We start from the raw sequence: 15,119 nt of genomic DNA on the forward strand, positions 1-15,119 counted from the left end.
ATAACGACTTTACATCATATATAAAGGAGATTATGTATTATGGGAAAAGGTAAATTATTCAAAGCCGCTGCTACGATCGCTGCGATCGGCGGTGTTTGCTATGTATTCCGGGATAAGATTAAAAATTCTACTGTATACCAGTCATTGGATATGGATGACAAGGTAGAGAAAGTAAAAAATACGATCAAAGAAAAAATGCCTGCAAAGGAAGAACCGGAGCGTAATTATTTCTCTTTAGATGATGCTCCTGTGGAAGGAACAATCGATCAGCAGTCAGAAAACACCTCTGACATTTCGGCAGATAATGCCAAACCGGAGGGAACAGAACATTCCACTGAAGAAGCAGCCACTGTTACAGAAGAAATTGAAAGCCCGATTCTTTATGAAAATGAAGGCTTATCCGATGTATCAGAGGATCTCGATGTGATCGAAGAACAGGACAAACTGGATGTATAAGCACATCACCAAATGATTGCTTTGCAGTATAGCTATTAAAAAACGGGGCAGACCCAGTAACACTCCACTGTGTTATCCTATCTGTCCCGTTTTTTCTTTTGTATATATGGCAATATTGTATCCAGGATCTTCTCATCATGAAAATCATGCTCAAATATTGTACCATTTGCATTTGAAATGATCAGCTTGTACACATCCCGCGGCGGCATCCATGGCAGTATTTTCTTTGTTTCCTTATGCCGGGAAACCACATCGATATCCCGCAGCACAATGATATCCGTCCGGAATGGGCTCCAGATTACCAGATATTTTCTGGTCACATAACAATTTCCTGTTTCATAAACCAGTGCATCATGCAACTGACGGTTAATATCTCCTGTTAACAGCTTCTTGTCACGATATCCTTTCATCTGACGGATCTGTGGATGCTTCCATGGATAAAACCAGTATACAATTCCCTCAATGATCGATAATATAATCACTGCAAATGCAATGATCAACGCTACCTTTACGATCATATAAAATGTCTTTGGATAATCCACCTCACTGATCAGATAATCGTATGTGATAGTCTCTAACTGCTGCTGTTCGATTCCTACACTCTCCGCACATTCTGACAATATATAGTTATATGCCGCAGGATCCTTCTTCAACTGTCCCTGCACCAGATAATCACAGATGATCGTCTCATCACTGTCAAGCAGAACAACCATAAATTTACCATTTACCCAGACATAATAATAACCGCCTACCCGTTCTCCATCTATCTCATAATCGTATCCCATATAGGTCAGCTTCTGAAACCGCATTTCTACATTAGTGGTGCCTGCGTCATATAAGACTCCTAATTGCTGCGGATCATCCACATGATAAAAATCCAGATTATTCAACAGATGAAAATGCCGCATACCGCCAACGATCAGCAACATGATCACGATCGTAGGCAGTAATGACATTCCTGTATTCTTTAATAATAATATATTTAACTTCTTGTTCTCTAGCATTTCGTTTTAAAAATGGCTTCCGCCACCACCGTGGCTGCCGCCTCCTCCACCGCTGCTGCCGCCTCCGCCGCTGCTGGATGATTCGATCTTAACACTGGTAACTTCCTTGCGGACAAATATATCCCTTCTGTCCAGTACCTGCACATTTCCATTTACATATGTATTCAGATTAGTTGTCGTTTCGCCTGCCTTCTTTGACATATTCGTTATAAAGAATATAGCTCCACAGATCAGCACCAGAATCACAATATAAAATGGGGGAATCTTCAGACCGCCACCACTGGAGCTCTTCATACACTGTACCGCCCCCTGGATCATAGTTGCAAACCCCTTCTCTGCATCCTCTCTCAGGTACTTGCCACCTTTCTCTGTTAGGCTGGATGCTTTGGAATCACTGATCCTTGCTCTGACTCTTGTTCCTGTTGTGCTCATCCATACATCACCAGCTTCATAATTTGCAGCTATAATGATGCTGTCGCTTGGTACATAGCCATCGCTGGTGCTCCGGTTACTTTGTGGGTTGTATTCCCAGTTTTCCCAACCAAAGCGTTCCTGCTCACTAAAACTCTTGGCAACTGTCTTGATTGCCTCAAATTCTTCATAATAAGTATCGTCCATATAAGTACCGAACATACTCTGTGCCTGTGCATTATCGATCGTCATTACAACGATATCCATGCCTGTTTTGTCTTCCCATTTTGCAATCTTTTTTTCCAGTGACCGTTCCTCATTGCCTGTCAGTTTATCTGCATAATCAAACACACGCTGATCTGTCCTGCATTCCGTATTACTCCGTGCATCATGCTTCAGATTGCTGTTTGAAACGATCAGTCCCATGATCATAAATACAATACCGATCGCAAATAATATAAGAACTGTTATCCTGAATTTTTTCATTTACAACACCTCCAGAAGCATAGCAATTCCACTGGCACAAGCCGCAACCGATGCAGCAAATGCTGCTGTCAGTCCGATTGCACGGCTGACACTTCTTGGCGGAGTTCCAACACACTTTCCAGTCTGACCATTTACATAAAACATGTAATTCTGTCCTTGATACCGGTATTCATAAATCCACACCGGCATCAAAGCAAATTTATTTCCAAGCAACTGATTATTGGCATTCATGTTTTTAGTCAACAACGAATGATATCCGCTGGCTTCACTTTTTGCCCACTCCATGGATGTATCGTTGATCTTTTTAACCGCACGTCCGGATAACTGATCTGGGGTATAATTATAAACCTCTGCCTCAAAGCCTGACATGAACTTATTATCATGCTTTAACAGCGCATCATATCCATAAGGCTCCATCAGGTCCATAATTCCATCCGGCATCTCGACTGATGCATCAACCGGAATTCCGTTGTATTTGATATGCAATTTCCGGTATACATCAAAATAAGATGTCTCCGTGTATCTCGTATCTCCGGATGTCCATGTCCGCACCTTCGTACCTATTGCGGTATAATCAACATTGGAATCAAAATCATATATCCAGAATGGAACATATACTCCGCGAAGCTTTTCCAGTGTCTTTGTCGATAAAAAGTCCGCTGGCAGGAATAACTTCTTTCCAAATTCTTCCTTTAGTTTCTCTTCTGCAAGACGTTTTGAAAACTTAAATGGCAGGATCATATCCGGTCCATACGGATACACCACAAAGTCATCTCTGATCAGAAATGTACCACAGGCTGGACATTTTCCTGCTGAACCATATTCATTCCGATATGTGATCTGTGATCCGCAGGACGGACAGATCATCGGTGTCTCCGACGGTATACTCTGCTCACAGTCACTTCCGCCACAGCTTAGACATTTCATATGTCCACTTTGTGGATCAAATACAACATTTCCACCACAGTTTACACATTTATAAATCATACTGTTATCTCCTCCTGTTTTTACCCCTTTATAAGCGCTTTTGCGTTCATTATATCATGTGCTTCGCACATTCTATGCATTCGAAAAATCGTCCCTTGCAAGCAAGCGATTTTTCATCATTATATCATATCTATGGTTTTTTCGTATATTGTTTTTGTATTTTTGTCACATTTGTCTTTCCCCGGAATACTCTATAGCATAAAGAAAATTGGAGGTATTTACCATGAGTGATTTATCAGCAACACAGTGCGGTTGTGGAAAAAATGGAATGTTTGGTTTTGGTGGAGGCAGCAGCTGCTCTTGCATCATCATCCTTCTTCTTCTCTTCTCCTGCTGCGGAAATGGTTTTGGAAATGACTGTGGCTGTGGCGGCGGAAGTAATGGCTGTGACTGCATCTGGATCATCCTGATTCTCCTTTGCTGCTGTGGTGGATGCGGCAATGGAAATGACTGCGGTTGTGGCTGTGGATGCTAACAGCAACCATTCCCTTTCATTTCAAAATGATGCGGGAACATATGAAATGCGATCAGTGACCATTTCACCAATATAACAAGCATGCTACCGGAATTGTCCCATGCCTTACCGCTGGCAGTTCCGGTTATTCTTGCAGCATCCATTTTCTGTTTATTATGCATAATTACACCTGACTATTCATAAATAACACTATGAAACTTATAACAGAAAACGGGTAACCGGCTAACCATCCGGAAACATCCGTATCACAGTACTCATAAGGAGGTTTCCATGAATCAGATTCCACACTCCCATCCACTTGACAAATTAATATCGGATGACCGTCTGTTTCTTCTGGAAGCAATCCTACCCTTTGTGGAAGGACCTATGCGCATGCCACTCGTTATCTATCTGAAAATGATGGAACTCCAACAGATCATGCGTGTGATCAACAATCAGTCCTATATCCGTCAGTGTGATTTCAACCGTGATCTTCATAATCAAAATGATATTCTGGCATCGCTGGCCCAGTGTGGCTTTCCGGATATCGCCGATCAGATGAAAAATATGCAGCAGGCAATGAATATGATGCAGGTTATGAATGCCATGAACCGGACCGATTCTGAGTTTTCGGATTTTCAAAGCATTTTCCAGTCTTATGACCAAACCGTTCAAGCTGAGCCGGATAACACATCTATATCCACAGATACAGAATATACAAATAATAATCCGTCCATACAGGGGAACAGAACAGATGAGAAAATTCACGATTCCTCCACACATGAAAACACGAAAAATACCAGTACGACTGATCAATCATTATCCCAACATAGCGACAATTCCATAGATCACATCATGCAGTTGTTACAGGAATACGACACGAACACCCGGTCTGCAACCTGACCGGTCATTATAGATTATAAATACATATAACCGGAATCAAAATAAATCCTATAAAACAGAAAGGACGATCCATTGCCATGAATCAATTTGAAAACGATCCCCGTCTGAAAAACCTTATGCCCCTGAAACGTCAGATTATTCTGGAACTTGCAAACGGTTCCCACAATGCTACTATGGAACAGATGCTTCCTCAGATCATGCAGTTAAACCGGGAGCTTCAAAAACGTAATCTTTCTTTCTCAAAAGAGGAATCCAAGCTCATCATGGATATTATGATGGAACAGGCTTCCCCTGCTGAACGCCAGAAGATCGCCATGTTCCGTAATTTCCTGTAAAATATAAATAAGCAGCTTTACCTGCCTTGCAGGCACACTGCTTATTTTGTATTTATATTTATGAAATAATATGATTTCTACGTTCTTCGAACTCCCGAAATCATCCCACAACATGCGCATTCCGAGCATCCGCTCTACATGCTTATGTTGTTTTTTCCGTCAAATAAATAAGCAGCTTTGCCTGCCTTGCAGGCACACTGCTTATTTGCTTGACAGATTTATTTCATCACAATGTTTACAATTCTTCCCGGTACATAAATTTCTTTTACGATATTGCCAGTCAGCTTGTCTGCGATAGCTTCTTTTGCCTTTGCAATAACATCATCCTTTGGATCAGCCTTATTGATTGAAAGAGTTGCTTTCATCTTACCATTGATCTGGACTGCAATCTCTACTGTAGACTCAACAGTCTTTGCCTCATCAAATGTTGGCCATGATGCCTGATAAAGATATCCATCGTAACCAAGAATACTCCACATTTCCTCTGTGATATGTGGTGCAACCGGATTCAATAATGTAAGGAGTGTCTTCATCTCACCCTTTGTCACTGCATTCTTCTTATAGAAATCATTTACAAGTGCCATCATAGCAGCAATAGCTGTATTATACTTCAGATTCTCAAAGTCAGTTGAAACCTTCTTAATCGTCTGATGCATCTTTGTCTCCATATCCTTAGAGTAAGCATCACCATCTACTACGATATCCTGCAGTTTCCATACTCTCTCAAGGAAACGACGACATCCCTTTACACCATCATCTGACCATGATGCAGCAAGATCAAAGGCTCCAATGAACATCTCATATGTTCTTAATGTATCTGCACCATATGCATTTACAATATCATCCGGATTTACAACATTTCCTCTGGACTTACTCATCTTCTCGCCATTCTCACCAAGGATCATACCATGGGAAGTACGCTTCTGATATGGTTCCGGTGTAGGAACAACGCCCTGATCATACAGGAATTTATGCCAGAATCTGGAATAAAGCAGATGAAGTGTTGTATGCTCCATACCACCATTGTACCAGTCAACCGGCAGCCAGTATTTTAATGCTTCCTTGCTTGCAAGTGCCTCTGTATTCTTTGGATCCGTGTATCTCAAGAAATACCACGATGAACCAGCCCACTGAGGCATGGTATCTGTCTCACGCTTTGCAGGACCTCCACAACATGGGCACTTCACATTTACCCAATCCGTCATAGCTGCAAGTGGAGATTCTCCATTATCCGTTGGCATATAGCTCTCTACCTCCGGAAGCATCAGCGGAAGTTCACTTTCATCAAGAGGTACATAGCCACATTTATCACAATGAATGATCGGAATTGGCTCGCCCCAGTATCTCTGACGGGAGAAAACCCAGTCACGGAGCTTATAATTAACTTTTGCCTTACCGATTTTCTTTTCTTCCAGGAACTCGATCATCTTCTCTTTTGCATCTTTTACCTGTAAACCATTTAAGAAGCCGGAATTGATCAGAACACCTGTTGCAACATCTGTAAATGCTGCTTCATTGATATCTACTTCTTCTCCATCCTTTGCTACAACCTGAATCAGCGGCAGATTGAATTTCTTTGCAAATTCCCAGTCTCTTTCGTCATGTGCAGGAACCGCCATGATCGCACCTGTACCATATGACATCAGTACATAATCGGATACCCAGATCGGGATCTCTTTCTCATTTACAGGATTGATTGCTACCAGACCATCAATAGCTACACCGGTCTTATCCTTTGCAAGCTCAGAGCGCTCAAAATCAGACTTTCTGGCAGCCTGCTCTCTGTAGCTTTCGATCTCAGACCAGTTCTTGATCTCATCTTTATATTTATCAAGCAATGGATGCTCCGGTGATACAACCATATAGGTTGCTCCAAATAATGTATCACATCTGGTTGTGTAGATACGAAGCTTATCTTCTTTTCCTTTGATCTGGAAATCCACTTCTGCACCTGTAGAACGTCCGATCCAATTCTTCTGTGATACCTTCACACGCTCAATATAATCAACAGTATCGAGACCTTCGATCAGCTTATCTGCATATTCTGTGATCTTTAACATCCATTCAGATTTGACCTTACGGACAACCGGTGCACCACAACGCTCACAGACACCATTTACAACTTCCTCATTTGCAAGACCAACCTTACAGGATGTACACCAGTTGATCGGCATTTCTTTCTTATATGCCAGACCTGCCTTGAATAACTTCAGGAAGATCCACTGTGTCCATTTGTAATATTCCGGATCCGTTGTATTGATCTCACGATCCCAGTCAAATGAATATCCAAGGGAATGAAGCTGTGCCTTAAATCTTGCTACGTTATTCTTTGTTACTTCCTTTGGATGGATCTTGTTCTTGATCGCATAATTCTCGGTCGGAAGTCCAAATGCATCCCAACCCATTGGATAAAGAACATTATAGCCCTGCATTCTTCTCTTTCTGGCTACAATATCGAGTGCTGTATATGGTCTTGGATGACCAACATGAAGTCCCTGTCCGGATGGATATGGGAACTCAACTAATGCGTAATATTTTGGTTTACTGTAATCATCTGTTGCAGCAAAAGCCTTGTTATCATCCCAGACCTTCTGCCACTTCTTCTCAACAACTTTATGATTATATGCTGTTGCCATGTCATTTCCTCCTGAAAAATGTTTGTAAAGTGTAATAGGAGCCTAATCATATATGACCAGCTCCTACTATCTCTCTTATATTCTGATCGAATTAAACTCTTGAAAGATACTCGCCTGTACGTGTATCGATCTTGATCGTATCTCCTTCATTTACAAATAAAGGAACATAGAGTGTTGCTCCTGTCTCAACTACACAAGGCTTTGTAGCACCTGTAGCTGTATCACCCTTTACACCAGGCTCGCACTCTGTGATCAGTAATTCTACAAATAATGGTGGCTCTACACCAAATACAGAACCATTATGGGAAACAAGCTTACAGATCTCGTTCTCCTTAACGAACTTTAATGCATCTCCGATTGCTGCTTTATTCAATGGAATCTGATCGTATGTCTCCGGATCCATGAAGTAGTAAAGATCACCATCATTGTACAGATACTGCATATCTTTTCTTTCGATATGAGCCTTCTCGCACTTCTCTGTTGGACGGAATGTCTTTTCTACAACACCACCACTCTTGATATTCTTAAGCTTTGTTCTTACAAATGCAGCACCTTTACCAGGCTTTACATGCTGGAACTCTATAATCTGATAAATATTTCCTTCAAATTCAATCGTAACACCATTTCTGAAATCACCTGCTGAGATCATCTCTGCCATAATTTTCTTTTCCTCCTTAAGATATGAACTTCTTGTGACATTTTATAATATTCTACAGAATATTTCAACTACTTTTTACCAATTCACGGATTCCGGGACGATTGGTGGCCGTGATATGTCTCTTTCATAAGTCGCTTACGCTCTATTATTTTAAAAACAAAACATTGCGTATTACTTTTTGCTTTTAATTAAGTACATAGTTTATACTATATTTTGCTTATTATTTCTTCCACTATATGCTCAGGAGTCAATTCTGTGACAGGGATTGTCAGATCTGCCGCACGTTCATATAACGGGGTGCGGTAGGTTAAGAGATCGCGTACCTTATGTTCCGGATTTCCGCCTGCCAGAAGTGGTCTGGTGTTGTCACCGGATAATCGTGATATGACTTCTTCCGGAGTGATCTGTAAATAAACGACTGTTCCAAGAGTTGCAAGCTCTACAGCATTCTCCTCTCGAAGCGGAAGTCCTCCGCCGGTCGAAAGTACCGCGTGTGTCAATGACGTATTTAATTCTTTTAATGTATCTGTCTCCAATTGTCTGAAATATGCTTCGCCCTTTTTACTGAATAATTCTGCGATCGTACAGCCACATTTTTCTTCTATATACTGGTCAGTATCTATAAATGTATATCCATATTTTTCAGATAAAAGCTGTCCAACTGTTGTCTTTCCGGATCCCATAAATCCTGTCAAAATAATATTATCCCGTGTTTTTTTCAACAGTTTCTGATAGATCATATCTGCTGTTTTCTCATCCACCGATATATCATTCCACAGTTCATATGCAATTATTCCTTGATATAACAGCATCTTCAGACCATTATAACTCTTTGCTCCTGCCTGTCTGCACAAAGACATAAATCTGGTACAGAATGGTTTATAGATCAGATCAATTCCCACTGATACCATCTGGTAAAATGCCGGATCTTCAATTATCACCTCATCAATATGCGGATACAGGCCCTTTGAAGTTGACTGGAATACAATATATTTTTTCTCCGGAAGTTTGTGATAGTCTTGAATGCTCATAGCAGTCATATTCTGCTTTCCAAAGAAATCATTCATATGATCTGCGATTGCCTGTGCTTTCGATACCGTACGGTTTAAGATATATACATGTCCTGCTCCATTTGCCCCACACATATAGGCTACAGCCTTTGCAGCTCCGCCGGCTCCTAAAATAATGACATCATGCGCATCAAGTTCTACTCCATAAGATCTCACCTCACGAAGAAGCCCCAGCATATCCGTATTATAGCCTTTATATCCATTTTCTGTCCGCACCAGGGTATTAGCAGCACCGATCGCCTGTGCCCCTTCATCCAGCTCTGACAAATATTTCATAACCTCATTCTTATGCGGTACAGTCACATTTAAGCCCAGAATATTCAGTGCATAAGCTCCTTTCACTGCCTCTCCAAGGTCTTCTGCTTTTGTGTGAAATGGTACATACACATTATTTAGTCCAAGTGTTTCACTTAATGTATTGTGGATCAGCGGCGACATTGTATGCTCTACCGGATCTCCTAACAGACCAAGCGTTCTTGTCTTTCCATCTATCATCATTTACCTCTTCTCCTTATGATCTGTCTTAACCAAAATGGCTTATTTTTTCTCTTTCTTCCGCTCATATACATATGTCCTCTCACCGCATTATGTAATAAAAAGGAAACATTAACATAGTAGCATCTTCTGTTTGTTCTTACAAGAATTATTCCAAATATACAGAAATAAGGCGGACATTACTGCCCGCCTTGTAATATATAAGATTGTTTGTCAATTCTTATATTTGTTAAGCCAATACAAATTTTTTCGTATAAGCTACATCATTTGCTGCAACCTGAATTGCACTATCTGATTGTGTCAGATTGAACAATGGATCAGATGCTTTTACCTTGATCATTGTATAGATCGGTTTTGTCTTACCATTGTAGTATACTTCTACAACTATGTAGGTGTAGTTTCCACCATATGGTGCGAACAGTTCATCTGTTGGCTTCAGGTTATTGGAATCTGTAAACTTATCCTTAATCTGTATCTTCTTTGTCGATGCACTATCTTCCACAATGCCTGCTTTTTCCTTATCGGATGCCGGTGTATTCCAGATCATACGATCTGTACCCTCTGCATATGCTGGACGATTGTTTGCCATATCTGTATCATCATAATCCAGATCATAGTATACGTTAATTGCATCCACTGTTACATCATTTGGAACATTGATCTTGAAGTCGAATTCCGGTGATGTTGTCTTATCTGCTACTTCATCCAAATATACGGTCTTACCAATTGACTCAGATATCTCTTCGTCCTTTGCCATTTCTTTCTTGAAATCTGTATCAGGATCATAAACATATAATGTAGGTTTTTCCTTTACTGCTTCTGCACTGTTTACAATAACGTTGATGAAGAGCTTTCTTTCATCATTATTTCTTGTTGTAGGACCTGTAACCGATCCATGACCGGCTCCACAGTATGTAATTGCTCCGTTACCATAAGATGTTGTGTAGATGTAGTAGTTCTCCATTCCATCATATGGATCTGCTGCATACAGGGATGATCTCTTCTTCGCATCACTTGAGTTGTTAGAACCTGCCAGTGTATACCATACAGTTACATCGCCTGCTTCCAGATCAAGTGCATATACCTGCTGATGTGTACCTGAAATATTCAGGGAATCACCAATCTTGTATGGATACAATGTGATCAGACCTTCATTTAACTGTTTTGCCTTTACAGTCTGTGAATTTGCTGACTGATCAGCTGTTGATGATGCTGACCATGCTGTCGCACTCTGGAAATCACTCTGTGCATATACATATGGTAAGGTGTATGTTGCACCACCGCCACCATTCTTATCATAGTACAAACTGGTCATTGACAATGCACTTACATACATTCCAATGTTTCCAACCTTGTTATAGCTGGATGCGATCTGTGTCATATTAGCATTAATACTGTTTACAAGACTCTTTCCTGCGATTGAATTATTTACATATGGTGTAAGATAATACAGGTCAGCGTCCTCCGACTTGTATGCCAGTGATGTATTCTTGTCTGAATACGTTGGCTTGCCGCCCTCCTGATAAATGTATCCTGAGGTTCCAGCCTTTGCTTCTGTCTTTGTAAAATATCCGGTATCTACACCGCCCCAGTCGTTGATATATGAATATTGGTCATATGTTACTGCATCCTGATAAATATATCCTGTGGAACCTGCTGTAGCTGCCTTCTTATAGAATGTACGGCTATATCCTGCTGATACATCCATATAAACCTTATCTTTTTCCCAGCCATTCAATGGGCCCTTCCAGTCATGCGTTGTTCCGTATGTTTCCGGTTCATAAATATATCCATCTTCTGTCAATGTACCCTTTACCATTCCGGCCGGAGTACCTGATGAATTCTGTTTTGTATAGATATATCCATCCTCTGTCAATGTACCCTTTACAAGACCTTCCTGCGTAACACCTGTTACATATCCATCATTTACGACCTCATATGTATTGGCATTATTTGTAAGATCTACATGGAATCTGTTCATTCCAACAATATCAAGTAATGACTTTGTCAGATTAACAGCACCTGCATCTGCATACGGTGTCATTGTGTCATGGAAGAAGAATAAATCTCCACCATTTGATACATAATCCAGAATGTATTCACAAGTACGCTGCTTCAAGTCTACCTTGAATCCACCAAAAGAATCGGATGGACCAAGAACCAGAATTGAATACTGCTTCTTCATGAAATTTTTACCATAAGAACGTCTTAAATCTTTCTTATACACATCTAATGCATCTAATTCTTTATCCTTTGCATCTCTGTACTTCTCATACAGTTCTACAAATTCACTGCCGAACATTGTAGATGAAATCTTTCCGCTGGCAAATGTAATATCTGTATTTGTACTGTATACAGGCCAGAATACCATATAGTACTCACCGGTATCGATCGTATAATTAAGGAGATCGATCAGGTCACTGTTTGAAACAGATGACTTGAAACCACCAAGGAACGTATTATAAGTACCTCTTGCTCCATAATTTGTAGAACCTGTATATGTGCCCTGTAAGGACTGAATAGCACCCTTGATGTAGCTATCCAGGTCTTCTTTTGGCTTAACGGTCTCAGATACATATTTGTTATAAGCTGCCAAAGCAATTGTTGCATCTGTTGCATACTGCTTCTTGTTTCTACCTTCTACTGTACCGCCATTCTCCAGCTTATCTGCCTCTTCTACCCAGGTATCCAGACAGTCATATGTGTCTGCCTGATTATCCTTTGTTGTAAAGGCAGCTTTATCAGCTGAAGCTACTACCATATCAAGACTGATATCGTAATCCTCTGCTAAGGTATCTGCAAAATTTGAAAGATAATCATCATTACCCTTCTGTGAACCATAGAACAGATCTGTGTCATATGGAACGATACCAAAACGATTCTCATGACGTCCCAGACATTTATACTGTGCAACATCTGCTGTATCAAGTGCTGTCTGATTTGCATAGGTGTTATACTTCAGAATCTTATGTGCTGTCTGTGACTGAATATCAAAGTACAATGTATCTGTTGCTCCCCAGGATGTTGCTCCCTGTCCTTCTGACATGGTCTGAACCTGTAAAACATTGATATCACTGATTCCGTCTGTGTTGTTTACGATCTTGCAGATACCACGCTCTTCTGCAATGATATTATCCTTACTATCCATAATAAGGATCTGCCAGTATGCAGAACCGAAGAAATCCTGATCCAGTGCAACATTTACTGTCTTATTCTTTACTGCAGAACCGGATGTTCCTGTTGATGTATCTATATCACCTGTTACATAATAGTCAATCGTCTTATCATGATCAAACTGTGTATTCTTATTCTTGTCAATACAGATTGAATATTTATAACTCTTTTCCGATCCTGCTACAGAGAAGGTAAATGATAAATTGGTTGTCTTCAGATATGTGCTTGTAATACCCTCTGAATATTCAACCGGTGCACTTGTAACTGTAAGACGCGCTCTTGATGTAGACTGTTTAACAAGATTGTTAATCGCTGCATTTGTATCCTCTGAGAATACTGTTGCATACGACTTGATAGCCGTCTCATCTGTTGCATCCTTATACCATGTCTTCTGCTGTGCCTCTGAATCAAGCATTGTCTGCTTTTCAGCAATCTTATAAGTGTACAGTGTATCACCATACTGCTTATTTGAATTATCAATCTTCTGTGTATCGGTTGCATCTACGCCCCATAATACATTTGTTCCTTTGGATCTTCTGTTATTGATCACATTCAAAAGGTCATACATTCTGGATGATGGATCCAGATAGAAGTTCTTTCTTTCCAGCTTGCCTGCATTATACCAGTAGCCCTGACTCTTCTGCGCATCTGTAAGACCATTGCCGTCTGCATCTGTTCCATTTACCTTTTCAAATACCGAAGTCAGTTCATTGCCAACCATGATCGGTCTTCCAAGATTAACGTAAGATACAAGCTCATCATACTTATTCTTTGTCAGGTCATTACCATTTTCAACAACATATGTTGTCTTATACTTTGTTGAGCCAATCACCGGTGTTGCCATAAGCTCAGAACCTGTGATTGATCTTGTCATCTTGTAAGAACCGGTACCACCCATCTCCTTCAGAACACCTGTATGGTAATACATAACAAATGTAGGAATTGCGGATACTAACTGTTCTGCGCTTGGTCCGATATAAGCAAATACACTGGAATCGTATATCTTACTCAGATCTCTGTCCAGAGCGCTGATATCTCCACCGATATATACAAGGTCATATGTAGCAGCGATATCATCTGTCATACCGATCAGTGCCTCTGATGAAACCTGTGTAAGCTCAATATCTGAATATGAGATACCATCGATCGCATATGCAATCTTTGCCTTCGTCAGATCAAAATCATAATACTCACTGCCCGGTGAAAGCTCCTCCACTGCATAGCCCTCAGCTACATCCGATGGAACGGTATAATAATTACCATAGATTTTTTCTCCGTGTGTATTGGTACCATTTGTCCATGCACCGGATCCATTCTTAACCGATGAAGATCTTGCGAGTTCTTCATCAATTGGATAATCCGGCTGAATTTCCAGAACTCTGAATTTATTATCACTGCCTCTTCGGTATACACCGGCATTGATAATATCTGCGATCACCTTTGCTGATGGACTGTTGATAATAATCTTATCTGGATCACCTGATCCACCACCATTATTGTTTCCGGATCCAATACCGTCTCCGGCTTCACTGCTTGCGATTACATACACACCCTCTTCTACTGCTGAACATAACTTCTGGTATGCTGAATCACCGATCTCATCTTTATAATCACCTGATTCAATAAAGATAAAATCATACTCTGTAAAATCAATTACATTCGTTCCTGTAACTTTTGGCAACAGGACATCATTTTTATACTTTTTATACTGAGCATCTACATAAGCATATACCTGTTCTGATGTCTCAAAGATAAGATCATCTGTATATACATCTGTTGTATAGTTTGTCGGATCTGCTGTACACTTGTCTGCATATTCTTTATATTCATCGCAGTCATTTGTGTAGTCGTAAGCACCATCTTTGCTTTCTCCCTTTACAGAAACGATGAAATCATAGCCATTGCTTCCGATCACATAATCCTCGGTAATTGCATCCGGATTCGTTGCCGGATCAGAGCCATCGCCTGTGCCGGTGTTATCGCCTGTGCCGGAATTATCGCCTGTACCTGCATTATCACCTGTGCCCGGAATTATCGCCTGTGCCGGTGT

Annotated in this window: 12 protein-coding genes; 4 read left to right on the forward strand and 8 right to left on the reverse strand. The window is 40.6% G+C overall.

Annotation, left to right across the window (positions count from 1 at the left end; genetic code table 11):
* Positions 1–39: 39 nt before the first annotated feature.
* Positions 40–456, forward strand: coding sequence for a hypothetical protein (locus DXA07_RS10465; RefSeq protein ID WP_118484551.1), 417 nt, complete (start codon positions 40–42; stop codon positions 454–456).
* 77 nt (positions 457–533) lie between these two features.
* Here the strand turns inward: DXA07_RS10465 and DXA07_RS10470 are convergent, their stop codons facing one another.
* From DXA07_RS10470 to DXA07_RS10480, 3 genes are read right to left on the reverse strand one after another with little or no spacing between them, the layout of a single operon-like run.
* The gene (locus tag DXA07_RS10470; protein ID WP_118484553.1) at positions 534–1,460 is read right to left on the reverse strand and encodes a hypothetical protein; all 927 of its coding nucleotides are present in this window, start codon (positions 1,458–1,460) and stop codon (positions 534–536) included.
* 6 nt (positions 1,461–1,466) lie between these two features.
* Entirely contained in the window at positions 1,467–2,357 is an 891-nt protein-coding gene (locus DXA07_RS10475) for a TPM domain-containing protein (protein WP_117807380.1), read from the reverse strand.
* Positions 2,358–3,344, reverse strand: coding sequence for a hypothetical protein (locus DXA07_RS10480; protein WP_117807379.1), 987 nt, complete (start codon positions 3,342–3,344; stop codon positions 2,358–2,360).
* Positions 3,345–3,567: 223 nt separating this feature from the next.
* On the opposite strand from DXA07_RS10480, the gene DXA07_RS10485 reads away from it, so the two are divergent.
* Positions 3,568–3,819, forward strand: a complete 252-nt coding sequence (locus DXA07_RS10485) for a chorion class high-cysteine HCB protein 13 (protein WP_117785440.1) — start codon at positions 3,568–3,570, stop codon at positions 3,817–3,819.
* Here the strand turns inward: DXA07_RS10485 and DXA07_RS13105 are convergent.
* Entirely contained in the window at positions 3,816–3,980 is a 165-nt protein-coding gene (locus DXA07_RS13105; RefSeq protein WP_173783371.1) for a hypothetical protein, read from the reverse strand. The two genes, DXA07_RS10485 and DXA07_RS13105, sit on opposite strands and share 4 nt — an antisense overlap.
* Positions 3,981–4,089: 109 nt before the next feature.
* Here DXA07_RS13105 and DXA07_RS10490 point away from each other — a divergent pair, with 109 nt between their 5' ends.
* Positions 4,090–4,701 carry a hypothetical protein gene (locus DXA07_RS10490; protein WP_117807378.1) on the forward strand — a complete coding sequence of 204 codons (612 nt, stop codon included), beginning with the start codon at positions 4,090–4,092 and terminating at the stop codon, positions 4,699–4,701.
* A gap of 77 nt (positions 4,702–4,778) precedes the next feature.
* Positions 4,779–5,036 carry a hypothetical protein gene (locus tag DXA07_RS10495; protein ID WP_117807377.1) on the forward strand — a complete coding sequence of 86 codons (258 nt, stop codon included), beginning with the start codon at positions 4,779–4,781 and terminating at the stop codon, positions 5,034–5,036.
* 218 nt (positions 5,037–5,254) lie between these two features.
* On the opposite strand, the gene leuS is transcribed toward DXA07_RS10495, so the two are convergent.
* The 4 genes from leuS to DXA07_RS10515 form a co-directional block, all read right to left on the reverse strand.
* Positions 5,255–7,672 carry a leucine--tRNA ligase gene (gene leuS / locus DXA07_RS10500; protein WP_021943381.1) on the reverse strand — a complete coding sequence of 806 codons (2,418 nt, stop codon included), beginning with the start codon at positions 7,670–7,672 and terminating at the stop codon, positions 5,255–5,257.
* Between the two features lie 91 nt (positions 7,673–7,763).
* A complete protein-coding gene (gene efp, locus DXA07_RS10505) occupies positions 7,764–8,321 on the reverse strand; it encodes an elongation factor P (RefSeq protein WP_044946272.1) in 558 nt (185 codons plus the stop codon).
* Between the two features lie 215 nt (positions 8,322–8,536).
* Entirely contained in the window at positions 8,537–9,898 is a 1,362-nt protein-coding gene (gene aroE / locus DXA07_RS10510) for a shikimate dehydrogenase (RefSeq protein ID WP_117807376.1), read from the reverse strand.
* 226 nt (positions 9,899–10,124) lie between these two features.
* The coding region (locus DXA07_RS10515) for a DUF5057 domain-containing protein (RefSeq protein WP_118484555.1) at positions 10,125–15,119 on the reverse strand (4,995 nt) is incomplete at its 5' end.

This window comes from Clostridium sp. AM54-37XD (assembly GCF_003478225.1).
Classification (GTDB): Bacteria; Bacillota; Clostridia; order Lachnospirales; family Lachnospiraceae; genus Coprococcus; species Coprococcus ammoniilyticus.

Excerpts from the sequence above, each read along its gene's own strand:
- DXA07_RS10475 (WP_117807380.1), bottom strand. The coding sequence starts at position 2,357 with ATGAAAAAATTCAGGATAACAGTTCTTATATTATTTGCGATCGGTATT.
- DXA07_RS10465 (WP_118484551.1), top strand. The coding sequence starts at position 40 with ATGGGAAAAGGTAAATTATTCAAAGCCGCTGCTACGATCGCTGCGATC.
- efp (WP_044946272.1), bottom strand. The coding sequence starts at position 8,321 with ATGATCTCAGCAGGTGATTTCAGAAATGGTGTTACGATTGAATTTGAA.
- DXA07_RS13105 (WP_173783371.1), bottom strand. The coding sequence starts at position 3,980 with ATGCATAATAAACAGAAAATGGATGCTGCAAGAATAACCGGAACTGCC.
- aroE (WP_117807376.1), bottom strand. The coding sequence starts at position 9,898 with ATGATGATAGATGGAAAGACAAGAACGCTTGGTCTGTTAGGAGATCCG.
- DXA07_RS10495 (WP_117807377.1), top strand. The coding sequence starts at position 4,779 with ATGAATCAATTTGAAAACGATCCCCGTCTGAAAAACCTTATGCCCCTG.
- DXA07_RS10490 (WP_117807378.1), top strand. The coding sequence starts at position 4,090 with ATGAATCAGATTCCACACTCCCATCCACTTGACAAATTAATATCGGAT.
- DXA07_RS10485 (WP_117785440.1), top strand. The coding sequence starts at position 3,568 with ATGAGTGATTTATCAGCAACACAGTGCGGTTGTGGAAAAAATGGAATG.
- leuS (WP_021943381.1), bottom strand. The coding sequence starts at position 7,672 with ATGGCAACAGCATATAATCATAAAGTTGTTGAGAAGAAGTGGCAGAAG.
- DXA07_RS10480 (WP_117807379.1), bottom strand. The coding sequence starts at position 3,344 with ATGATTTATAAATGTGTAAACTGTGGTGGAAATGTTGTATTTGATCCA.
- DXA07_RS10470 (WP_118484553.1), bottom strand. The coding sequence starts at position 1,460 with ATGCTAGAGAACAAGAAGTTAAATATATTATTATTAAAGAATACAGGA.